18 protein-coding genes, 1 pseudogene and 1 riboswitch are annotated in these 23,134 nt (G+C 37.0%); of the genes and pseudogenes, 11 read left to right on the forward strand and 8 right to left on the reverse strand.

Annotated elements, in window-relative coordinates:
* Positions 1-37 precede the first annotated feature (37 nt).
* The 4 genes from A3GM_RS11170 to A3GM_RS11900 form a co-directional block, all read right to left on the reverse strand.
* Entirely contained in the window at positions 38-1,120 is a 1,083-nt protein-coding gene (locus tag A3GM_RS11170) for a hypothetical protein (RefSeq protein WP_018363005.1), read from the reverse strand.
* A gap of 218 nt (positions 1,121-1,338) precedes the next feature.
* The gene (locus A3GM_RS0108820; RefSeq protein WP_018363006.1) at positions 1,339-1,587 is read right to left on the reverse strand and encodes a hypothetical protein; all 249 of its coding nucleotides are present in this window, start codon (positions 1,585-1,587) and stop codon (positions 1,339-1,341) included.
* A 358-nt stretch (positions 1,588-1,945) separates the two neighbouring features.
* Positions 1,946-2,653: an MIP/aquaporin family protein gene (locus A3GM_RS0108825; protein WP_018363007.1), complete on the reverse strand. Its 708-nt coding sequence runs from the start codon at positions 2,651-2,653 to the stop codon at positions 1,946-1,948.
* Positions 2,654-2,962: 309 nt separating this feature from the next.
* Positions 2,963-3,235 (reverse strand): DUF2752 domain-containing protein, encoded by a 273-nt coding sequence (locus tag A3GM_RS11900; protein ID WP_422723607.1) that lies wholly within the window; start codon positions 3,233-3,235, stop codon positions 2,963-2,965.
* On the opposite strand from A3GM_RS11900, the gene A3GM_RS11790 reads away from it, so the two are divergent.
* The gene (locus A3GM_RS11790; RefSeq protein WP_018363009.1) at positions 3,147-3,428 is read left to right on the forward strand and encodes a hypothetical protein; all 282 of its coding nucleotides are present in this window, start codon (positions 3,147-3,149) and stop codon (positions 3,426-3,428) included. The genes A3GM_RS11900 and A3GM_RS11790 overlap by 89 nt on opposite strands.
* Before the next feature lie 36 nt (positions 3,429-3,464).
* Here A3GM_RS11790 and A3GM_RS0108835 read toward each other — a convergent pair whose 3' ends face one another.
* A complete protein-coding gene (locus tag A3GM_RS0108835) occupies positions 3,465-3,797 on the reverse strand; it encodes a TM2 domain-containing protein (protein WP_018363010.1) in 333 nt (110 codons plus the stop codon).
* Between the two features lie 560 nt (positions 3,798-4,357).
* Here A3GM_RS0108835 and A3GM_RS0108840 point away from each other — a divergent pair.
* From A3GM_RS0108840 to A3GM_RS0108890, 10 genes are all read left to right on the forward strand, one after another.
* Positions 4,358-5,182 (forward strand): Cof-type HAD-IIB family hydrolase, encoded by an 825-nt coding sequence (locus A3GM_RS0108840; RefSeq protein ID WP_025829972.1) that lies wholly within the window; start codon positions 4,358-4,360, stop codon positions 5,180-5,182.
* A 474-nt stretch (positions 5,183-5,656) separates the two neighbouring features.
* Positions 5,657-5,751: riboswitch (TPP riboswitch) on the forward strand.
* A 36-nt stretch (positions 5,752-5,787) separates the two neighbouring features.
* On the forward strand, positions 5,788-8,076 hold the full coding sequence (locus tag A3GM_RS0108850) for a TonB-dependent receptor (protein ID WP_018363013.1): 2,289 nt from the start codon (positions 5,788-5,790) through the stop codon (positions 8,074-8,076).
* An 8-nt stretch (positions 8,077-8,084) separates the two neighbouring features.
* The gene (pnuC, locus tag A3GM_RS0108855) at positions 8,085-8,699 is read left to right on the forward strand and encodes a nicotinamide riboside transporter PnuC (RefSeq protein WP_018363014.1); all 615 of its coding nucleotides are present in this window, start codon (positions 8,085-8,087) and stop codon (positions 8,697-8,699) included.
* Positions 8,696-9,331, forward strand: a complete 636-nt coding sequence (locus A3GM_RS0108860; protein WP_018363015.1) for a thiamine diphosphokinase — start codon at positions 8,696-8,698, stop codon at positions 9,329-9,331. Before pnuC ends, A3GM_RS0108860 begins: the two co-directional genes overlap by 4 nt.
* A gap of 434 nt (positions 9,332-9,765) precedes the next feature.
* Positions 9,766-11,388 carry a malolactic enzyme gene (locus tag A3GM_RS0108865; RefSeq protein ID WP_018363016.1) on the forward strand — a complete coding sequence of 541 codons (1,623 nt, stop codon included), beginning with the start codon at positions 9,766-9,768 and terminating at the stop codon, positions 11,386-11,388.
* A gap of 252 nt (positions 11,389-11,640) precedes the next feature.
* Entirely contained in the window at positions 11,641-12,408 is a 768-nt protein-coding gene (locus A3GM_RS0108870) for a 5'-nucleotidase C-terminal domain-containing protein (protein ID WP_018363017.1), read from the forward strand.
* A gap of 29 nt (positions 12,409-12,437) precedes the next feature.
* Positions 12,438-13,322: a bifunctional metallophosphatase/5'-nucleotidase gene (locus A3GM_RS0108875; protein WP_018363018.1), complete on the forward strand. Its 885-nt coding sequence runs from the start codon at positions 12,438-12,440 to the stop codon at positions 13,320-13,322.
* Between the two features lie 401 nt (positions 13,323-13,723).
* Positions 13,724-15,058 carry a hypothetical protein gene (locus tag A3GM_RS0108880; RefSeq protein WP_018363019.1) on the forward strand — a complete coding sequence of 445 codons (1,335 nt, stop codon included), beginning with the start codon at positions 13,724-13,726 and terminating at the stop codon, positions 15,056-15,058.
* A gap of 798 nt (positions 15,059-15,856) precedes the next feature.
* Positions 15,857-16,027 (forward strand): hypothetical protein, encoded by a 171-nt coding sequence (locus A3GM_RS11625; RefSeq protein ID WP_018363020.1) that lies wholly within the window; start codon positions 15,857-15,859, stop codon positions 16,025-16,027.
* A 95-nt stretch (positions 16,028-16,122) separates the two neighbouring features.
* Positions 16,123-18,273, forward strand: coding sequence for a hypothetical protein (locus tag A3GM_RS0108890; protein ID WP_018363021.1), 2,151 nt, complete (start codon positions 16,123-16,125; stop codon positions 18,271-18,273).
* 461 nt (positions 18,274-18,734) lie between these two features.
* On the opposite strand, the gene A3GM_RS0108895 is transcribed toward A3GM_RS0108890, so the two are convergent.
* From A3GM_RS0108895 to A3GM_RS11630, 3 genes and pseudogenes are all read right to left on the reverse strand, one after another.
* Positions 18,735-21,701, reverse strand: coding sequence for a leucine-rich repeat domain-containing protein (locus A3GM_RS0108895; protein WP_081614699.1), 2,967 nt, complete (start codon positions 21,699-21,701; stop codon positions 18,735-18,737).
* A gap of 367 nt (positions 21,702-22,068) precedes the next feature.
* Positions 22,069-22,290 (reverse strand): Abi family protein, encoded by a 222-nt coding sequence (locus A3GM_RS0108900; RefSeq protein ID WP_004356044.1) that lies wholly within the window; start codon positions 22,288-22,290, stop codon positions 22,069-22,071.
* A 675-nt stretch (positions 22,291-22,965) separates the two neighbouring features.
* Positions 22,966-23,134, reverse strand: a pseudogene (locus A3GM_RS11630) (IS4 family transposase); the annotation flags it as partial.

Genomic DNA, 23,134 nt, shown 5'->3' on the forward strand with positions numbered 1-23,134 from the left:
AGAGATGTGAAACACTGATGTTTTCGGCCACATTATCTCACTTTAACTCATAAAAATCGCCATCATCATTAATACGATAGACATAAATTCGTGTTTCCTTTTTAGTGGTTTCTTTTCTATAAATGGTTCCATCTGTAAATATAGCGAAGTCACCTAAGTAGTCATTATATGAGCCTGTGGCTGTTGATGACACTGAATTATTGACGTCAATTCCCCCGTGTTTATAGGTATAAATAAGGAAAATATCATCTTCATTATAGTTCAAACAAAGGTAAATAGGATACTTTTTGTAGTTAGGTAGCCTGAGATAATCAAATCCATCACCTGTTTGTACGCTATCACAACGCTGCCCATCCATCAGCTTTAAATAGCCATTGTATGGTTGAATTCCATACTTAAGAGCACGAGCACTACGACTTTTACCCTTAAAGTCTTTATAAGCATCGGCTTGGGTGTACATAATTGTGGCTTTAGCGTCAGGCAATCCTTGTCCATTTCGCTTGATATACTTGAACATCAAAACCACTCCTTTATGATATAAAACCAAATAATTACCTATATATATGTACTTTAAGTCACGGCTATAGATACCCTTTGTGACTGGAACAAGTCGTAAAACAGGTATTTGTGTGCCGATATTGATACCTTGATTACTAAAGAAACGCACTAAATAGCCGTATAACTCTTTATTTTTTTGATAGACTCTTGTATCTTGAAGTACACGTTTTACCTTTATTTTCCTATCATTCTGAAATAGAAGTGTATCGCCTTCAAGACGAATTTTCATGTCGTATATTTCTTTTCTGGTGCGTTCATCTTCTAAATTACCAAAATTAAAATAGTCGACAAGCTCCCAAGTATCTTTCAATTGGTATGTTTTATTAGCATATTTAGCATGTATCTCATTCCAATTTCTAAGCCTTTTTTCTGTGTTATTTTGGGCTAATCCAATCTGTTTACCTCCTCCATTTACGGGCGTTTGGGCATAGATCGCTCCACTTACAACCCAACATAAGGTTATACTTAGAACTATGCTTGACAGGATAAACGTTGGTCTTTTAATATATTGCTGCTGATTATTGAGCAGAATTGAGAACAATATCTTCAAAATTCGATTCATATCTATAACTTTTAAGACGACATCAATACCGCCATTGCTTTAATGCTACTAAATTACAAAACTATTTCTTATATTTAATATATGTATCTATACTTTTTCAATGATAGTAAAATGGGAGCTTATTATTTCTCGTTTTTAGGCAAACATTAGAACATAAAAAACTCTCTCGCATTGCCTTAGCGACAAGGGAGAGAGCCTATTTCGTTGTAATCTATGGATTAGCTCAATATTAATCGAAGGATGATACCAAACACAAAACCTGCAATTGCAACGTAAAGACAATTCTTTGACAAGTTAGGTTCTTTTGTTTTCTTTAAAAAGAACATTACCAATCCAAACAAAGGAACTAAGAATGAAGCAATATAGTAGAAATAAAGTACTGCACCTTTGGTTTCTTCACCTGTGTTTTCTAAGTTATTCTTAACTTCTTTCATCTTGTCTTTTAATTCATCGAATTCGTTTCCCATAATAATTTCTTTTATTTTAAGTTTGTGAATAGTGTTAACTTGTGCCACTCATCGGCGTTCAAGATATAATGTATGTATGCCGTTAAGCAATACTTATCGTTTCTTTGTAATGCATGCAGTGATTTATTGAGTTAACAAAGAGTTGAAACTATTTTTCTTCTGCATGGTTTTTATCCCATTGTTTGTGCCATTTATAAATCCAATACTATTCTTTTTGGCACATTCTCTGTTTGGTTTACAAAGATAATGGGAATGGAATAAAATAAGAGAAAGACCCTTTCTTTTTACAAGTATTTTAACAAAAGAAATGAGTTTTTTCGAGAATTGTTTGTGAAGACTCAAAAAAACTCATCTTAATTTATTTGTTGTTACCAATTACTTTCCATATACAACTTGCTAAAACAGCACCTGCAAATGGACCAACAATGAAGATCCAGAGGTTGCTTAACGCTGTTGCTGGACCGCCAGCAAGCTGTGCAAACAATGCAGGACCAAACGAACGAGCTGGGTTCACTGATGTTCCTGTGTAGCGAATACATACTAAATGTACTAAAATAAGTGACAAACCAATTGCAAGACCTGCGAATTTGCCTGTAGACTCATTATCACTTGCAGTAGTTCCAAGTACTACTAACACGAAAACACATGTGAATACGATTTCTGCAATCAAACCACCTGCAACGCTAACTCCGCTTTGTAGGTCGTTAGAACCTAAGCCTGCGCCAGCTAATGCAAAGTCTGTTCCTGCGCTAGTAACGAGTGCATATAAGATAGCTGCACCCAACAAACCACCAATTACTTGGAAAACAATGTACATAAGAGCATCTTTTGCGCTCATTCTTTTGCTTAAGAAAACTCCTAATGTGATTGCTGGATTGATGTGACAACCTGATATTCCGCCAATAGTATATGCCATTGCGATAACTGAAAGACCGAAAGCCATAGCTGTTCCAACTACTGTTGACAAATCTGCTCCAACGGGATTACATCCTAAAGACACTGCTGTTCCACAGCCCATAAGTACAAGTACCATTGTACCTATCATCTCTGCTAAATACTTTTTCATTTCTGTTCTACTTTAATTAATTATTGATTATTCTTTGATTGATATCCTTTTGCTGTTTTGTAATATATTGATTGAGCAAATATAAAACATTTATAGCTCCATAACAAGAACCGATTAATAAATTGAACAAATTTTAAACGTTATTATATTTTATGTCTATTTGCCTTTACTTATCTCATCTTTCATTAGTAAATAACCCCAAACGACACCCCAATATTATTGCGACTCAATTTATTTGAGCCTGCTTTGTATCTATATTACAACAAAAATAATGATTTGAAAAAGCACTTTTTAGATAGAAATACCTATCTATCGTAAGCTAATATGCAAGATCCAAGCAAGTATTTCGAAGAGAATAAAGGCGCAAAAGATCAGCTTTTTATTCAGCATTTCTTTTACTTTGTGATATACTTGCTCTAACTTTTGAGTGTGAAAAATAAGGTCGTAAACCCTCAATGTAACATAAGTGACAATCGAAGGCAATAAAATAAGAATGTTGATGTTATACTTCAACGCCTCAACCACATCGAAAGTGAAAAGGCTTTTAAATGCTCTTGTGGTGCCACAAGATGGACATGGCACACCTATCAACCTCTTAATGGGACATATTTCGATATGCACATTCCATAAAAGGTGGATCAACAGCCACGCAACACCAACACAAAAGAAGATGGATATAATGCGAAGATCTCGTTTATCGCTATTCATCTACAATCTAAACTACAAAGAAAGCGAACCCACTTGTCTAGACCTTAATAGTCTAAAGCGCAGTTAGTGTTCGCCTCTTTTATTTCTTTTGATTGGCTATAGCTTAGAGAGCGACTAACAATTTCTCTAAGTTCTTTTGACGAGTAGCACCCATAATCAAGAAAAGATCAATGATTGCCCATATCGAAAAGCCTCCACATGTTATCAATTTCAATACTCCTAAAGTGGTATCACCAATGTAGAAGCGATCAATTCCCAATCCTCCTCCAAGCAAAGAGATGATTAATGCCATCAAAGGATCTTTGAATTGAAGCATCGATAAGGTAGATACTTGGTTAGGATCCATATTCTCAAAGATTTGTCTTACTTGATACATGCTCTCTTCTGGGAAGTATTTTCCATAAGTAGCGAGCAGTAAATTAACGTCTTTTTCCATGTTTCTTATTTCTAAAAGATAATTATTGTATTCGTTTTGATCGACCTCTTGCCATGTGAAAGCACTTTCATTCGTTCCTTTTCAATATGCAATCACGTTGCAGGCTCTTTACTTTTATAGACGCACAGCAGGTCTAATTAGTTGCAATAGCAAACAAAAATCTTTGCAATTTTATTCAAATATATTTGCAAACAGCAAGAAATCTTTATCAATGCAAAGGTAAACAACTCCACTAAAACACCATTATTTAATAACAACTATTTTCATTTATAACCACCTATTTATATATATTACGATTAAATTATTAATCTTCTCATTTTTATAAATAGGTATTCTTTAGTAAAAGAATAAAAACAAAACGAATTTTATTTGTGTAAATTGGATAAAAAGTGTACATTTGCAGCCCGACAAAAAGAGGAGATTTAGAAAAACCATACATTATAATTGTAGCGCAATTTCAATCGGAGATAGAATTTAAAGAATACTTTATCATTGTAGACTATACGAAAAAAGCGCTTTAGAGCTTACAAATTTATTTATTAATTAAAGCCAATATTGTCATGAAATACAAAATGCTAGTGCTCGATTTAGATGGCACTCTTACCAATAATTATAAGGAGATTACCCCAAGAACCAAAGAAGCTTTGATGCAAGCGCAAGCAAAAGGCGTTAGAGTTGTTTTAGCTTCAGGACGTCCTACCTATGGAATTACCCCCATTGCAAATGAACTTATGCTTACAAATCACGGTGGATTTATTCTCGCTTTCAATGGAGGTAAGATAATAGATTACACCTCTCGTGAAACAGTTTTTGAGCAAACGATAGGCAAACCCGAAGTAGAAGCTTTGTATAATGCGGCTGATAAGGCTGGATTAGCTATCCTCACCTATCAAGATTATGGTATTGTTACAACGCAAAAGGATAACAACTACGTTGAACACGAAGCCTTTATCAATAAGTTACCCGTTACACAATGCGACAATTTTGTTGAAGATTTGCAATATCCTATCAACAAATGTCTTATCGTTGGCGACCCAACTCCATTGCATGAGTTAGAACTTCAATTGTCAAAAGATTTGTTCGGACAAGTTGAAGTGTATCGTTCTGCAGGCTTTTTCCTTGAATGTGTGCCCCCAGGAGTAGACAAAGCGAAGTCGCTTGAGCGTCTTCTTGCCATGGTAAACATCGACAAAGACGATGTAATTGCAGTGGGTGACGGATTCAATGACTTATCAATGATTGAGTATGCAGGGCTCGGAATAGCAATGGATAACGCCCCCGGAGAGGTTAAAAGTCGTGCAAACTTCGTTACATCATCAAACGATGAGGACGGAGTTGCAAAGGTAATCGAGAAGTTTATACTTGAAATGGATGTTGAAGAATAATTTCATTCCATAATAAAAAGAAAGAGGCTGCGCTATAATGGTGCAGTCTTTTTTATTGTTCCCCACTCATATCACTGGCTTTGCGCATCGAGTTTCACTTCCAAAAGCAGTGCTTTTAGTGCGTAAAAGCATTGACATTGGTAGCTAAAAGCATTGAGTTTACAAGGCAATAACATAGCTTTTACCTTGCAAGTGCGCAACCTCTTCTTTCACAACGCATTGCATTCACAGCGCAACAGCACATCACCTCGTTTCCATTCTCTTTTTCTTTCGTTTACAAATAGGCTATAGAGCCTCATCTACTACCATGTTTTTTCGCTTAAAACTTGCTTTTTCTCTCTTCCATTTAAATAGCCATTGTTTATCATTTAGATTTGTTTTAGGTGAATGATGAAAAAGAGTTCGAAACGTTTTTCTTATCTTTTTCTGTTGGATTTATTACATTTTTTATTAATTTTGCCGCCGACTTGCAGACTGTAAGTTAAGGGGTGCCCGACATTTCGAGCTGAGATCATACCCAAAAACCTGATCTGGATAATGCCAGCGGAGGGAAAAAGGATACCAAGAAACGCCCCTTTTGTTTATTTTCACACATTCAAAAGGAAATGAAAAAACCACAAAGTCTAGCATTTTTGTTAGCATGTTGCCCTGCACTTTATGCGGCAACGCCCGAAGAAACCAAATTAGACACACTTAAAACCTACGAGCTTCAAAGCGTACAAGTGACGTCTACACGTGCCAATAGAACCACTCCTATGGCATTTCAAAACATCAACAAGCAACAACTTAAAGCTATTAACCACGGACAAGACATTCCTTTCTTGCTCTCATTAACCCCTTCTGTCATCACAACGAGTGATGCTGGAAACGGCATTGGCTACACTTCTTTGCGTGTAAGAGGTACTGATCCAAGTAGAATTAACATCACTTCGAATGGCATTCCCATGAATGATGCAGAGAGTTCTCAAGTGTTTTGGGTGAATATGGGTGACTTTGCATCGAGCATTTCGTCAATGCAAATACAACGAGGTGTGGGTACTTCTACCAATGGTAGCAGTGCTTTTGGTGCTACTGTCAATATGGAAACCGAACAAATTGGTATGAATCCTTTCTTATCGGTGGATCTTTCGGCTGGTTCTTATGCTTCTCATAAAGAGACTTTACGCTTTGGAACAGGCCTACTTGGAGGTCATTGGGGCATTCAAGGACGCCTTTCTAACATCGGAAGTGATGGTTATATCGACCGAGCATCTGCCAAACTCAACTCTTATTTTGTTCAAGCTGGATACTTTGCAGATAACACTATCGTTAAATTTATTACCTTTAACGGAACTGAACGCACTTATCATGCATGGGACCTTGCTTCTAAATACGACCAAAGTGTTTATGGAAGAACCTACAATCCCAGTGGTAAAATGGAGAAAGATGCTAACGGAAACCTTCAATTTTATCGTGATCAAACCGATAATTATCACCAACAACACTACCAATTGTTTTGGAATCAATACTTAAACAAAGATTGGACGTTGAACGTTGCCTTGCATTATACCAACGGAAAGGGCTACTATGAGCAATATAAAAAGGATAAAAATCTATTAGATTACGGATTAGATGCTAACAAAACCCAAGCAACAAGCTCATTAGTACGTCAAAAATGGCTCGCAAATGACTTCTTCGGAACTATTGCTTCGCTTCACTTTAACAACAAAAAGAATGTTGAAGCTACCATAGGAGGAGGCTGGAACAAATACGATGGCGACCATTATGGCTTCGTAACATGGATTGCTAAGCCTGTAGATGCATACTTCCCCTATCATCGTTATTATGACAATAACACCAAGAAGACCGACTTTAATGTTTATTCTAAAGTGAATTACACTTTTGTTGAGGGCTTAAATGGATTCGTAGATCTACAATATCGCCATGTAGGAATAAAGATGAACGGTCCTTCTGACGTGATTAACGAAAGCACAGGAGCACTTGTTTATGACCTAAAGAATAACTTTAACTTCTTTAATCCTAAGTTCGGAGTGAACTATCAGATTAATCCTAACCACAGATTCTATGCAAGTTATGCTATATCTCATCGTGAACCTGTGCGCAACAACTATGAGAACAATCTCAATGCACAACTCGCTTTGCCAACAGCAGAACGCTTAAACGACCTTGAAGTGGGCTATCAATTAAGATTAAAGAACTTCAATGCGGGTGTAAACTTCTACCATATGAACTACAAAGACCAATTCGTTTTAACTGGCGAACTTGACAATTTGGGTGAAGCTATTACACGAAACTTTGAAAAGAGCTATCGTATGGGTGTTGAATTGGAAATGAACTACAAGCCAACAACATGGTTTGAATGGAGCGCAAACGCTACCTTCTCTAAGAATAGAGTAAGCAATGTGAGTGTAACCTACGACAAAAAAGCAACTCAAGTCATTGAAGGTGAATCGCCATTATCATTCTCTCCAAGCGCAATGTTTAACAATATACTTACCTTTAACTATAAAGGTTTCAAAGCAATGTTAATCAATCGCTATGTAGGTGAGCAATACTTAACCAACACTGGTATAAGAAATATGGTATCAAAGGATAAGGATAACAACCCAGTTCTTTCTACAATGATGTTGAAGAGCTATTGTGTTACCGACTTAGACCTTTCTTATAACTTCTCATTAAAGCGTTTAGGCGTGAAAGATGCAACCTTTGGAGTGAGCTTCTACAACCTATTTAGCGCAAAATATGACAACAATGGTTGGGCAGGACCAAAATACACAAAGGTGAACAACAAACTAACTGCGATAAATACATGGGGACCTTACGATTCATATGCAGCAGGTTTTGCTCCTTCTGCGCCCTTTAATTTCATGGCACACCTATCTTTAAACTTCTAAGATAAAATATGATTACAAGCTATATAGTCCAACATTGGTTAGATATTTTCACCACAATACTCGGTTTAGTCTATATTTATTTAGAGTATAGAGCAAGTATTGCGCTCTGGTTTGTGGGTATAATCATGCCTGCTATGGACGTTTATCTATATTATTCGCATGGACTTTATGGCGATGCAGGAATGGCTGTGTACTACACTTTCGCTGGTATTTATGGCTATGCAATGTGGAAATGGGGCAACAAGGCACGACATTCGCAACATGGTGCGAGTGCCATTACACACATGCCTCAACGCCTTTATCTTCCCGTTGCACTCATAATGTTTGCCGCATGGGCTGCTACATACTATATTTTAGTTACCTTTACCGACAGTAATGTGCCTATGTTAGATGCTTTCACCAATGCTGTTAGCTTTATAGGGCTATGGGCTTTGGCTCGAAAATACATCGAACAATGGTTATTTTGGATTGTTGTAGACATTATTTGCACCATACTTTATATCTATAAAGGCATACCTTTCAAAGCTGGTTTATATGGACTTTATGTCGTTATTGCCATCTTAGGCTGGTTTAAATGGAAGCGAATGATGCTCAATCAACAAAATATCACCCTACAAGAATGATAAAGAAACTAAACGAAAGTACGCTTTTCGATGCTGTAATTGTGGCTAATGGCTCGTTCCCCACATCGCAATTGGCATGGCATTTCTTAAAGAATTGCCCCTATATATGCTGTTGTGACGGTGCAGGAACAACCCTTATTGAACACGGGTTGAAGCCTCATGCCATTATAGGTGATGGCGATTCGTTGCCACAAGCATTTAAAGAGCAGTATAAAGACATTCTACATGTTGTAGAAGAGCAAGACGACAACGATTTAACCAAAGCCACTTTGCATTGCAAAAGCTTAGGTTTTAAACGCATTTTGTATGTCGGAGCAACGGGAAAAAGAGAAGATCACACACTCGGAAACATTTCTTTAATGATGCGATATTTTAAAGAATTCGACCTCGAACCTGTGTGTTTAAGCGACTATGGCTACTTTATTCCTGCCCAAAACACCTGTTCTTTTGAAACGAAAGCAGGCAAGGCGGTGAGCATCTTCAACTTCTCTTGCACCCAATTGCAATCCGAAGGACTGAAATGGAGCCTCTATCCCACCTCTGAATGGTGGCAAGGTACGCTCAACAAAGCAACCAACAACATGATAACTATTCGTTCAAATGGATTTTATATGCTCTACTTTGAGATATAAAACGAATGAAGAAACGATATAACAAACGATCATTTATAAAGCAGAAGACCTATTTTGGTTTTCTGCTTTTTTTTCTTTTTAGATCGTTTTTGGCACCCTTTCTTAATAAACAAATAGAAACTATACTCAATAAACACTTTTTTTTCTTTCTTAGGAAAATAAAAACTTCATATTGCTTGCGTTCCTAATATATATTTATATCTTTGGATTATCTGTAGATAAAACAAGTTAGATCATAATACAAACTAAGATAGAGTTTTAGATTATATATTCAGAATTATAATATTATTAATAGAATTATAAGAAGATATCTTCATCATAATTAAAAGATTAGACAAATTTAATATCAAATAAGATAGCCAATTAAAATTATTTATAGGTCCTAAGAAGTAGCATGGATAACCTTTCGCTACTAAATAAACATTTAAGAGAGTATGGATACATCTAAAGAAATCTTGAACAACCCTTTCGTTAACAAGGGAACAGCCTTCAGTATGGCTGAACGTGAGAAGTTAAATCTCGTAGGATTACTCCCTCCAGTTGTGCAGACACTTGAGGAACAAATAGAAAGAACATATCTACAATATCAGAAAAAGGTAAATAATCTGGAGAAACGTGTATATTTAATGACACTTTTCAACACCAACCGCACTCTGTTCTATGCTCTTATGGCACAGCACATCGAGGAGTTTATGCCGATTGTTTATGATCCAGTTGTTGCAGATGCTATTCGTCAATATGACGAATTATTCATGAAACCACAGGATGCAGGATTTCTCTCTATCGACCATCCTGAAGATATTGAGAAGTCATTGCGCAACGCTTCAGAAGGAAAAGATATAAAACTCATTGTGGTTACTGATGCCGAGGCCATATTGGGTATAGGTGATTGGGGTGTAAATGGTGTTGCCATTGCTATTGGAAAACTAATGGTTTATACCGCAGCAGCTGGTATTAACCCTAATAAGGTTTTGCCATTAGTACTTGATGTGGGAACTGATAATAAACAATTGCTCGACAATCCTCTTTATCTAGGCAATCGTCATGAACGTGTCCGTGGTAAAAAATATCATGAATTTGTAGACAAGTTTGTTGAAACAGCAGAACGTCTATTTCCAAACTTATACCTTCATTGGGAGGACTTTGGCCGTCCTAATGCCGCAGCTATTCTCGAACGCTACCAGAATAAGATTACAACTTTCAATGATGATATACAGGGAACCGGTATAGTTGCATTGGCTGCTATCCTCGGAGCACTAAATATCTCTAAACAAAAATTTACCAACCAACGTGTAATGGTGTTTGGTGCAGGAACAGCAGGCGCAGGAATTGCACATCAGATTTACGAAGAATTCATGCAACAAGGCCTATCTTCTGAAGAGGCAAAGCAACATATTTATTTAGTAGACAAGCAGGGATTACTCACTAATGACATGACCGAATTGACAGAAGGACAGCAGTTCTTTGCACGCTCGACAAGTGATTTACAGGAGCCTCTACCTACTTTACACGCAGCAGTTAGTGCTATTCAGCCTACGATATTAATAGGAACGTCTACACAAGCAGGAGCATTTACAGAAGAAATAGTGAAGGAAATGGCTGCACATACTGAACGTCCTATTATCTTCCCGCTGTCAAATCCAACAGAACTTGCAGAAGCAAAGGCTTCTGACTTGATAGAATGGACTGACGGACGTGCACTCATCGCTACTGGTATTCCAAGCTCACCTGTCAATTATAAAGGAGTAACTTACACTATTGGACAAGCTAATAACGCTCTGATGTATCCAGGATTAGGACTTGGTGTGATAGCTTCTACTGCAAAATTAGTAGATCAGTCACTCTTATCAGCTGCAGCGCATGCATTAGGAGGAATAGTGAATGTATCAGAACCTGGCGCAGCAGTACTCCCTCCTGTGAATAAAATAACTTCTTTCTCACAGCATCTTGCTGAGGTAGTAGCACAACATGCCATTGACCATCAAAACACAAAAGAGAATATTACTGATGCACGTGCTGCTGTTGAGCATATAAAATGGTATCCTCGTTATGAATAGTCGGGAAATACAAGTGATTTTTATTATTAAATATTGCTTCCCGATAAAACTTAAATCGCATATAAATTCTTGCGGAATTGCCTGTATATAGGTAATTCCGCATTCATTTTTCAAGTCCAAGAGAGGATTTAATCCCTTCAATTTTATATTACAAGAATGTTTATCGGATGCACTGCAAATAACTTTTAACATAAGGTTATCATTAAAATTGCATAAAAACATCTATTTTTGTAAATATAATTCATCGTAAATATGAACACAAAACACATTATAAGCTCTTGCTTTTTATCAGCGATATTATGTGCTTCTTGTAGCTCAGGATATCACCTTTCTAATATAACTCGTGATCGAATACTCATCGATAACAGATATGATGCAAGTCCAGATGCCGACGCAAACAAGTTTATGGAACCCTTTAAACATCGTGTAGACAGCATTATGGCACCCATAGTGGGCACTACTTCGATGCCATTAGCAAGCTACCGACCAGAGAGTCCGCTATCTAATTTGCTCTCAGACATTCTTGTTTGGGGCGCAAAACCCTATCAACAGCAAGTGGATTTCGCTGTTTATAACATCGGAGGCATTAGAGCTGCATTCGCAAAAGGCGACATTACGGTGGGTGATGTGGTGGATGTTGCTCCTTTTGAGAATAAGATTTGCTTCTTAACCCTTAGCGGAGAGAAGGTGATGGAGCTGTTCAAGCAAATCGCTTCCACTGGTGGTGAGGGCGTAAGTGGCTCAGTTCACCTTGAGATAACAAAGCAAGGCGAATTGAAAAAGGCTCTTATCAACAACCAACCTATCGACCCTAACAAGGCATATCGCATCGCAACGCTCGACTATTTGGCTCAAGGTAACGACAAGTTAGAGGCATTTAAGAGCAAAACAAACGTGCTTTCGCCTCAAGACTATCATAGTAATGTGCGATTCATCATTATGGATTACTTCAGAGAGGCAGCCAAACAAGGTCAAAAAGTGGGTGCAAAGGTGGAAGGACGAATCACTATTTTGCCCTAAATATTCATTTATTTATTTCAAGAAAGACAATGAAAAAACTCATCATAGCACTCAGTTTAGCAGCTACATTCGTTGCAACAAAAAGTGAAGCACAAACCAATAGCCCAGCGAAGTCAACCGAAAAGGGAACAAAAGAATTGGTTATTTTGCACACAAACGACACCCATAGCTGCATATATCCATTGAACCCACAACTTGCCGACACGCTAAAAGCAGGACGAGGAGGCTTCCTTCGCCGCATAGCCATGTTGAAAGAGGAACGCAAAAAGAACCCCGATCTATTGCTATTCGATAGCGGTGACTTTTCACAAGGGTCGCCTTACTACACTCTTTTCAAAGGAGATGTGGAAGTAGGACTAATGAATAAGATGCATTATGATGCCGTAACGATTGGCAATCACGAGTTCGATTTCGGCTTAAAGAATATGGAACGCCTCTTTAAAAAGGCGAACTTCCCCATCGTTTGCGCTAATTACGACTTCACAGGAACGCCTCTTGCAAAGATTGTTAAGCCTTATGTGGTGTTGAAACGCAAGGGAATTAAGATTGGAGTGTTTGGTCTTGCGCCTCAATTAGATGGTTTGGTGGACGCTAAAAACTATGAAACTGTGCGTTATATCAACCCTATCACAGCTACCAAAGAGGTGGTATCGACTCTTAAAAACAAAGAGAAATGCGACCTTATTATATGTATCTCGCATTTAGGTTGGACTGAAAAGACGATGAACGACCAAATACTTATCCCTCAAACTCGTTATGTAGACTTGGTATTGGGTGGTCATTCACACACTTTCTTCGAGACACTTAGAACCCATAAAGACCTCGATAACAACACTGTTTATAACGATCAGAACGGTAAAAGTGGTATCTTCATCGGAAAGATGACTATCCAAATGGCGAAAAACAAACGCTAATCGTTTTTCAAAGTCTGCCCCCTTTATATTAAAGGGCTACGGGCTTACCCAATAAAAGCATTGTAACTACACTGCAATAGCAATGTAATTCCCTTCAATCTCATTGCTTTTACATACTAAAAGCAATGCAATTGAAATAAAGAAAACATTGAATTGAAAGAAAAGAGTTTTGCTATAACCTTATATAGCACTGCTCTTTTCTAATCAATAACAAAAATACTTACCTATAAAAATAAAAGAATTAGAAACCTATCAACACTATATACGCTATTCTAAGCAGCGATAAAATGGCTTTCAAGAGCTATATTTACACCCCACTTTCATATATATCACACTACTATTATATTGGTATTTAATTATTAATCCTCAAAATCAATAACACTTTTAAATTATTATCGCACATGAAAAAACTTTTTACTCTTTTAGTACTCTGCGTATTATGCTTAAACATGAGTGCACAATCGTCTACGAACAAAATCGTTCTTTCTATCGCTCCCAATGCAACTGAAGTGCAATTTGCAGTGAAACTCGATGGAGCAACAAGTTATTCGGTTAACTTTGGCATTGGAGAAGGTGTACAAACATTTAACAAAGCTGCTACAGAAGATTTTATAAAAGTGCACTATACCTTTACTCATCCAAGGTCAAGTGCACGTGAAATAACTTTAGATGCAACCAATATCGTTACTTTCCGTGTAACAGCCAGCAAGGCAATTAATGGTATTAAAGAGGTTGTTTCTGACAAAATTAAAGAATTAGGCTTTGCTAATACCAACCTTGATGCCTATCCTTCATTAGATATTTCGCAATGTCCAGCTTTAGTTAACGCTGTGTTTGTAGGCTCAAACCTTGAGACTGTGAAGCTACCTGCAGGCAAAACACTTGAAAGTATTCAAGTGAGTGCAAGCTGGGTTGGTACAAAGAAGTCGTTAAAAGAAATCAACTTGAGTGACGCTGAAGGCTTAAAATCGATTCTAATTACCGATGCTATTCTAACAGAAGTAGACCTTTCAAAGCAAACAGACCTTGAAACTCTATGCATTTATAATCCTAATAAGATAGGTTTACGAAAGATTATTGGAGCCAAAAATTTAGTAAAAATCACTCGTTTAAATCTAAATGGCAACAATTTAGGATTCGATCAGATACCTAATAGAGTGATAGATGAAGCCCCACTTGAGCAATTTCAATATGCTCAAAGCTACTATTATGTAGACAAAAGCAAAATAAACAATAACACAATAGACCTTAGTCACTTGCTAAAAACAAAAGGAATATCTACAAGTGAGCAGAAATCGTCTTTCACTTGGCTATGGAAAGCTAAAAAAGAAGATAAGTTATCGGTTGTTCCTGCACAGTATGTGAAAGAAGAGAACGGCAAGTTTACTATTGATCCCACCCCTTTAAACACCGAAAACTTTTATGTTGCAGTGCGAATAACAAATCCTGGATACCCTGAAATCGGTAGCAAAGGAAAGAACTATTTGCAAAGTTACAATCTATATATAACAAAAGGTACAACCAATAGCGTTGAAAGTGTTTCTACAAAAGAAGGCGTAAACATCAGTATTACAGCCGATGGCGTTCAATTGAGCACGGAAAGTCCAAATAGAGTAAGCATCTTCAATGTCAATGGCATAAAGGTTTGGGAAGGCATTGCACCTGCAAACGTGTCGCTACAAAAGGGTATTTACATTCTTCAAACAGCGAATGACATTACTAAGTTTGTTCGATAACAAAGCTATATTGAATACCAATTCAACCCATAAAGACTGAAATCGACACCAAGATTTCAGTCTTTTCTTTTTCTTTCTACCCCTATCCCTCTCCCAAACACTCATAAAATAGAGATCTTCCTGGCCTGTTTTTATTTATAATAACTGTTTTTTCGCTTACAACATCTCAGACGAGTTGCCAACAAGCTCAACCCCCTCTGTTAGAAGATGCTATAAAGTCACATTCAAAAAGCATTGATATTACACTGCAATAGCAATGTAATTACCCTTCAATCTCATTGCTTTTACATGCTAAAAGCAATGCAATTGGAAAACATATTGATACTATATCATTCAAAGGGCGATACTATCACATCAAAATAGTATCGCTCTTTTTCTATTTTTTCAGTCCTCCTATCTTCTAAAAAAAGAATAAAAGCGACACAAGAAATATTCCATTCACTTTTATATATGGCGAAAAAATTGTTCTATTTCGCACCACTATTTTATATTAGTCGCATATTTATGCAGCAAAAGCTCCAAAATTTAAGTTTTTTGGTCGAAAAAACGGATTATTATTTTAATTTCATTTAAAATCAACCAACAAATAATAATTACACGTTTTTTGTACTATTTTATTTGCATTGATTTAGAACAAAAGCATTACATTTGCCATACTAAACATAAAAAGTAGAAGAAATATACCATAAAAGATACGTCGACAGAACGAACAAGAGGTTTGTTTTGCCCCGATAAGTGTATTTAATTTGGGACGATAATTATAGACGTAGGAGAATAAAAAAATTAATAGAAGAACAAATGAAAAAGAAAGAACGTGCTGATTACACCCAACCAGCGAGTTGGATTGTATCATGTTATGAAGAACCTTTATTGCATTATGCATCCATAAAGGGCAAAGTTAATCCATTTGTAGATGGCGGTGAACCTGAAGAGGACGAGCCATCGGAAACCAATCCATTTGAAGATTAACATCATAAACAAAAGATTAAAACAGAATAGTTATGTGTTTTAGGCTGAGAACCTGAGATACTCACTTTCAAAAATCAAGACAAACATATTTTATTATGAAAAAACTCACATCATTATTAGCTATTATGATGCTCGTATTTTTCGTGGCTTGTAATAGTGAAAACAATATTATTGATGAACAAGAACAAGGAACAGCTCTAACTGTCCCTATGTCGTTAGAGCTTACAGGTAATGTAGATAAACCTGTAAATGTGCAAATGATGGCTTTTAAGAGCGATGAAACAACTGGTATTCCTGTACCTCAAAGCCTCAAAAACGTGGGTAGCACTATCAACGTAACATGTATTTTTAAGAGCACAGACGCTTCTCAACCTGTAACAAAGGTGGTTATTCCTTGGACAGTTACATCGGAAGGCGTTCTTGAATTGCTTCCTAAAACAACCTTTAATATGGCCACTGGCACTGATATAAGCAAGGGTACATGGTATGTTTGCGGTGTTATTGGCGGTGTAGTTTCAGGTACTCCTTCAAGAAATGTCACTGGAATTCAATTCAAACGAGTTGCTGCTCGTGCTGTAGCAGGGGCTAATTTCGATGCTGATATCCCTTATGTTTTCACATGGAGAAAACTTACTGCGCACCCAACATCTAACAAATTGCGCAGCGAAAACCCTGTTTCTTTATCTCCATTAGGCACTTTCTCTCGACTAACTGTGAGCAACAAAACAGGTTTCGGCATCAAATATAAAGGTATTAGAGTGATTACTTCTAATAAAACTGAAGGTAAATTAGATTTGGATAACATCGTTAATTCAACTCTAAAAGATACTCCAAGCAATATCGAAAGCACTGATAAAAGCTATGCATCTACCTTTAAAATCATTCAAACTGCAGGCAAACCAAAGAACTGTAACTTGTATTATGCAGACTATTCTTTCGACGAAGTGCAAGTACAAAACGGTGCTTCTGACCCTGCTTACACTTATATTTGGATGGTTCCTGATGTACAAAAGATTGAGTTTACTGCACCTGGTGGAGTTCAAAAGACCAACTATATTGAAAAGGCTCAAGTGCTTTTACACGCCGCTCCCATCAATCCTAGCGACCCAAGTATCGACATGTTGCCTGTATATGGTACACGTGCATTCTTCACTAACGGTAAAAGTTACTCATTTAAAGGCGTAGCTACTTTCGAATATGCACCTCTTCACTATGTAGCTAAGCGTGATAACTTCGGCACCGACGATAGCTATTCGAGCGCAGACGACGATATTTCTAAGACAATTGCATACGATGTGGAGGAATATGAGCGTAACTTAAGCAATATCCCAGCAGGCTATTACGCTGCAGATAGGACTAAATGGGCGACTATCTTCAACAACACTTTCAGCTTTATCGGTCTTGCTCCTTTCAAATATGGAACTTATCAAAAGGCACCTACACACAGAGTGCTTACTCCATGTAATCTAAAAGAAAAGAAAACATACGTTCATTCTTATGCTGGTGCAGCGTTTAAAGACAACTATAGAGGCTTTAACAGCATCACTTATATGATGGGTATGGAAGGTGTTGCAAACAGATTGACTGACAAATCTCTTGGAGCTACCTACTTAGACTATAACACTGTGCCTTATACAGCTGCTTCTTTTGCTCCTGTAAACTATGGTAGCAGTTTTACAGTGAACGACTATCCTATCGCAAACGATAACAAATATCGTTACACTATACGTTGGGAAGATATTAATTTCAGCAGAAACGACCAATCAGCTCTTAAACTTAGACAACGCTATTTGGGTGAACATTTCGTGTTAGACCTTGAAGATATTGCTAATGAAAAGTTCTGGGAGCCTCTCGATTCTGACTATCCAAGCGACCTAACACGTATCTTCCCCTATAAAGGTTGCTACGCATTCAATGCAGGAAACGGTCCTTTCATGCCTTATAAGCGTCTACAAGGAGCTATGTACTACGTGAATGAGCCTTTCGATAGAACAAGTGATAACATCGTAGGAAGTGCTACTACAGACACATCTGACTCATATGCATCTCTCACTTTGCGTGGTAATGGTGGAACAGATAATTATGGTTATGCATCTGGTTTCAAGTTTCCAATCCGCAAAGGAGCACGTCCTGAAGTAAGAACTGGTGTGAATAGAGGTCAAACTATTGTATGGGAAAGTACTGTAGACTTTATTACTATGAGAGCAGCAGTGCGTCTTTGGAAGATCAACCCAAGCAATCACTAACATAAAGAGATTGCAATGAAAAGATTGAATTAATCCTTTCTAACATAGATAGAGCACCTATGGCAAGTTTAATACTTGTTGTAGGTGTTTCTTTTTGCCCCTATTACACGAGAGATGTATGAGTAATGAGATTTAGAGGAGGATATAGTTTAAGGCCGTCACAGCTCATTTTAGCACATATATTGCCCATGCTTTCATTATATCTATTCATCTATTACCTTTCTTAGGTGCCTCAATACTTCCCAACAAGGGAATAACTACAAGTTTTTATCATGCTTTCACTGTTGCCATGGGTTAAATACACCAATCTATAAAGGACTATACGATGAGTAATCAACAACATAAATGGTAGAATTTGACTCATGTTCATTCATAAAAAAATGCTGAGTTCTACAAAAGAACTCAGCATAATCTATTTTAACAAGACTGCTATTGTCGAGTAACTACGACAAATAAAGTCTTTACTTTATTATTACTTTCTTGCCTTTAATGATGTATATTCCCTTTGGCAACTCTCCTACTTCACTTTGTGTAGCACGTTGAAGCACTCTAAGTCCGTCTATTGTATATACATCTACTCGTTCTTCGGTTGCAGTTTCATTGTTGATGCTATCTATTCCGAGAGCAATCTTTCCAATAACAGAAAAATCTTTCCATATATTAGCCTTTTTATAGGCCTCTACACTCTTCTCAGGAACATAGAGTTTACAATTGCTTACGTTTGCTCCTTGGAAGGTATCGTCTGCACATACAGGCGGAACTTCTGCCTCGCAATATAAAGTTTTCATCACAAACCAATCTCTAAACGCTAAACTTCCAATCTTTGTAACACCACGAGGAATGGTTATACTTGTCAATCTCTCGCATGCTCCCAGCGCATAGTCTTCTATTTCTGTTACACTTTTAGGTATTTGGAAATCTACAAGATAATTACAACCAAACAAAGTACAATACTTAAGCGTTTTAATACCTTCAGGATATCTAATGTATTCTAAGTCTAAACAATATGCAAAAGCAAATGAATCGACATAAGCTACAGTATTTGGTATAACCAATCTCTTCAAATTACGACATTCATAAAATGCTCCCTTACCAATAGTTTTAACATTTTTAGGAATAACTATTGTTTCAATTCCTATATTTGCTAACGCATCATCTGGTATTTCTGTTAAGCTTTCGGGGAGTGTAATATCTTTAAGATGATAACTTCCTTGAAACATTCTAATGCCTAAAGTCTTTACTCCTTCTTCAAAAGAAACCTTTTTAAGTTCTCTACAGTTAGCAAAGACGCTTTTTCCCGTTTCTTTTATGCCTTTATGAATGAATAGATTGGTAATATCACTTGATCTAAAAGCAAAATCATCAATATGAGTTACAGTTGAAGGAAGAGTAAAGTTTCTTAATCCTGCAGCCTGAAAACAAGCTTTAGTTATTCTTGTTACCCCAGCAGGTAAGACAAAGTCATTTAAACTTCCACAAGATTCAAAGGCTGATTCCTCAATAACATTTACAGTTTCAGGAAGTTTTACACTTCTTATTTTAGAACAATGAGAGAATGTTCGTGCCTGAATTGTTGTAACTCCATGAGGAATAACCGCTTCAAGCAGTTCTTCACAATCGTGAAAAGCATCTTGCTTTATAGTTTTTACAGTATTAGGAATCTCCACTTTCTTTAATTTTCTACATCTTTCAAAGGTAGCTTCTTCTATTGTAGTTATTCCATCTGGAATTGCGATACCCTCAAGTGAAGCACAATCCTGAAAACATTGCTTTCCAATAGTCTTAACACTCTTTGGAATAATCAGCTCTGTAATTCCTGATAAGGTGAAAGCATTGTCTGCAAATTCAGTAACAGTGTTAGAGGGTAGCACTACTGTTTTGAGCTTTGGAGTGCCGCTAAAAGTATTACTGTCTACCTTTTTTAGGCCATCACCTATCACAACCTTCTCCAGATTCGCACAATACATAAACGCCTCAGCGTAAATATAGTTTACAGAAGGCATCTCGAACTTCTTTAAGTTTGCACATCCGTGAAAAGCTTGAGCACCAATCTCTTCCAATTTACCTTGAACAACGACTTCAGTAAGGTTCTCACAGAAGCGGAAAGCTTCATTCCCAATCGTTTTAAGAGCAGAGGGTAATACAATACGGTCAAGACTTGTACAGCCTCTAAAAGCTCTTTCTCCTATAGCTGTAATATCATTATGAAGGATTACTTCTTTCAAAGAAAGGCAGGCTTCAAAAGTTTCTTCCTCAATAGTCTTGACAGATTCTGGAATTTTTATACTTTTAAGAGCGCTACATCCTGCAAATGCTATTCCTTCAATCCACTTCACTGTATTTGGAATAACAACACTCTCAAGCTTTTTACATCCACCAAAGGTTACTTTTCCTATGCGGGTAATCTTTTCTGGAATAACTACATGAGCAATTTGAACATTACTAAAAGCTCCCCACCCCATATATTCCATTTTTGTAGGCAGCTTTTCCATTTGCAAATTTACACATCCTCGAAACGCCTCATCACCCACATATCTTACATTATCAGAAAGTTTGAATGTTTCTAAAGATTCGCAAAGCTTAAAAGCCTTTTTCCCAATAGACACAATTTTATTGCCTTCTGTAACCGTTTTAAGTTTCGGACAGTTAAAAAATGCCATGTCAGGTAGTTCAGTTAGATTGTTACCTAACCTCACAGTCGTTAAGTTGTCACACCTATCAAAAATGTTATTGCCCATTGTTGTAACGCCATCTCCTATATATACGTCTGTAAGATTAGGACAATGGCGAAAAAGACCCTTACCCAAAGACTTCACTTTTTCGGGAATTTTTATACTCACCAGTCCAGAAAACATAAATGCATCCCAAGCAATCTCAACAAGATTTTGGGGAAGTTCAATATGAGCAAGAGAAGCACAATGAACAAATGCATCTCTGCCTATTTTCTTTAAATTACCATTTTGAGGTATTTCTACTCTCTTTAATTTAGGGCAAAATGAAAATGCGTCTCTACCAATAAGCTCAACACTATGGGGAATTACAACACTTTCGAGATTTTCACAACCAAAAGTCGATTCTTCAATAGTTTTCAGACCATTGGGAAGAACTACATTCGTCAACTTATCACAGCCTCCAAAAGCGTATGCTCCAATAAATTTCATACTATTAGGGAAGGCTATATTAGAAAGATTCTCACAACGGCTAAACGCCGCAACCCCAATGGTGTCCACACTATGGGGAATTACGATATTCTGAAGATTGCTACATTTCTCAAAAGCTCTATTACCTATTTTATTTACACTATTGGGAATAACAACATTTCTAAGGTTAGAACATTCAGAAAAGAGGTCAGAATTAAGTTCTGTCACACCATTTGGTATAACAATTTCCGTCAAACCAGTACATCCTTTGTATTTACAACCGATTATTACTCAATATTTTATAGATAATAAGTCAGAAATATGGTTGTTATTTTTAATTGCACATTCTAAAAGGTGAAGATTTAACGCTTTTATTGATTATTAACTCAAAAAGGACATCAACTTGGGTCGTTTCTTCTCTTTTCCTTGCTATTCGTTTCCGATATTCCACTTTTGTTTTGGTCTATCTCATATGTACTGCAAAGGTATTGATTTTTGTTTGATATTGCTCCTTGCTTGCTCCTTGTCGTAGATTAATTTTCACACAGGAATTTTTGTTCTCTTTCTATAGGGGCTTGAAACAATCCATTTATTGGAAACAATTAAAGACGGAGCTGGTTTGCCCCAGTGCTTTTTAAGAAACAGGGCAATTATTTTATCTCCACAAAGGCTCTTGTTCCCAATTATGAGGAAAGCCTAATAAACGAGTTCTTACTGATGGGTATTTCGATAAAAGCTGCTTGAAATCTGCAACAAAAGTGTTGCCCATAGAAATGGAGTTAAGCCAATACACCACATAGCAGAGTTGCGGATAAAGTGTTTGTTCACGGAACGAGAAATCCGTAATCCATGTGTTTGGCATACGCATAGGCATCATTGGCTTGACAGGAAAGACCCGATTTGACAGTCTTGAATGATGGGCGCAGCAATTACGAAGTACGGGTCTGGGTACGGATTAAAAGGCTAAGTGATTATTTTCAGTCATTTAGCCTTTTTAATTATCTAATTTTTCCCCACATTTTCCCCACAGCTGTCTATTTATATACAGGGCAACCGCATCAAAATAACGTTAGCTTAGGAAACAAACGTAGTTTTCAACCTCCTCCTCTCCCTTATTGTCCATTTTCCTAAAAAAACCATTGGTCCAAATCGAAACTACTACCCCATAAAAATTGATTTTTTGCCCCATATAATTCAAATTTCCCTTGCGGGTAATATTTTTTAAGAAACATGATTTTTGACAACAGGCTATTATTCAGACAAATACAAAATTATGCATTTTTAAGGGGGGATATTGTAAATTGTTGAAACTTCTCATCCTTGTATCCACCCCACTTATCCCTATTAATACAAAATCGACAAGTATTGATTATCAGGTTATTGACATTTTGATGCGGTTGCCCTGATTTATATATTTTAGAAACATATTTTTCCGTAAAGTTATGTACTAAAGTTTCCCACCCCTTAAAACACTAACTTTTCTCATTTTCCTTTGTCTGTCTTCCCCCATATCCATTGACTGTTAACACATGCCTAACAGAAGTTATGCAGACTATCCACATACTTCGTCCCATTTTTCCAACGCTTCAGCCATTACAAGGATTTTGCTCATCTCTTTGTCGTTTCCGCTGATTGTAGCCATAAGGTATTGGGGCGTCATTCCAAGTATTTCTCCTAAAATGCGAAGAATGCGTTCGATGCAGGTAAGAACTCGCTTCCAT

The organism is Hoylesella nanceiensis DSM 19126 = JCM 15639, from assembly GCF_000379965.1.
GTDB lineage: Bacteria > Bacteroidota > Bacteroidia > Bacteroidales > Bacteroidaceae > Prevotella > Prevotella nanceiensis.

Coding starts and splice junctions, on each gene's coding strand:
- A3GM_RS0108890 (WP_018363021.1), top strand. CDS start 16,123: ATGAAAAAACTCACATCATTATTAGCTATTATGATGCTCGTATTTTTC.
- A3GM_RS0108900 (WP_004356044.1), bottom strand. CDS start 22,290: ATGATGCCTATGCGTATGCCAAACACATGGATTACGGATTTCTCGTTC.
- A3GM_RS0108880 (WP_018363019.1), top strand. CDS start 13,724: ATGAAAAAACTTTTTACTCTTTTAGTACTCTGCGTATTATGCTTAAAC.
- A3GM_RS11790 (WP_018363009.1), top strand. CDS start 3,147: ATGTTGATGTTATACTTCAACGCCTCAACCACATCGAAAGTGAAAAGG.
- A3GM_RS0108865 (WP_018363016.1), top strand. CDS start 9,766: ATGGATACATCTAAAGAAATCTTGAACAACCCTTTCGTTAACAAGGGA.
- A3GM_RS0108850 (WP_018363013.1), top strand. CDS start 5,788: ATGAAAAAACCACAAAGTCTAGCATTTTTGTTAGCATGTTGCCCTGCA.
- A3GM_RS0108860 (WP_018363015.1), top strand. CDS start 8,696: ATGATAAAGAAACTAAACGAAAGTACGCTTTTCGATGCTGTAATTGTG.
- A3GM_RS11625 (WP_018363020.1), top strand. CDS start 15,857: ATGAAAAAGAAAGAACGTGCTGATTACACCCAACCAGCGAGTTGGATT.
- pnuC (WP_018363014.1), top strand. CDS start 8,085: ATGATTACAAGCTATATAGTCCAACATTGGTTAGATATTTTCACCACA.
- A3GM_RS11170 (WP_018363005.1), bottom strand. CDS start 1,120: ATGAATCGAATTTTGAAGATATTGTTCTCAATTCTGCTCAATAATCAG.
- A3GM_RS0108875 (WP_018363018.1), top strand. CDS start 12,438: ATGAAAAAACTCATCATAGCACTCAGTTTAGCAGCTACATTCGTTGCA.
- A3GM_RS0108825 (WP_018363007.1), bottom strand. CDS start 2,653: ATGAAAAAGTATTTAGCAGAGATGATAGGTACAATGGTACTTGTACTT.
- A3GM_RS0108870 (WP_018363017.1), top strand. CDS start 11,641: ATGAACACAAAACACATTATAAGCTCTTGCTTTTTATCAGCGATATTA.
- A3GM_RS0108820 (WP_018363006.1), bottom strand. CDS start 1,587: ATGGGAAACGAATTCGATGAATTAAAAGACAAGATGAAAGAAGTTAAG.
- A3GM_RS0108835 (WP_018363010.1), bottom strand. CDS start 3,797: ATGGAAAAAGACGTTAATTTACTGCTCGCTACTTATGGAAAATACTTC.
- A3GM_RS0108840 (WP_025829972.1), top strand. CDS start 4,358: ATGAAATACAAAATGCTAGTGCTCGATTTAGATGGCACTCTTACCAAT.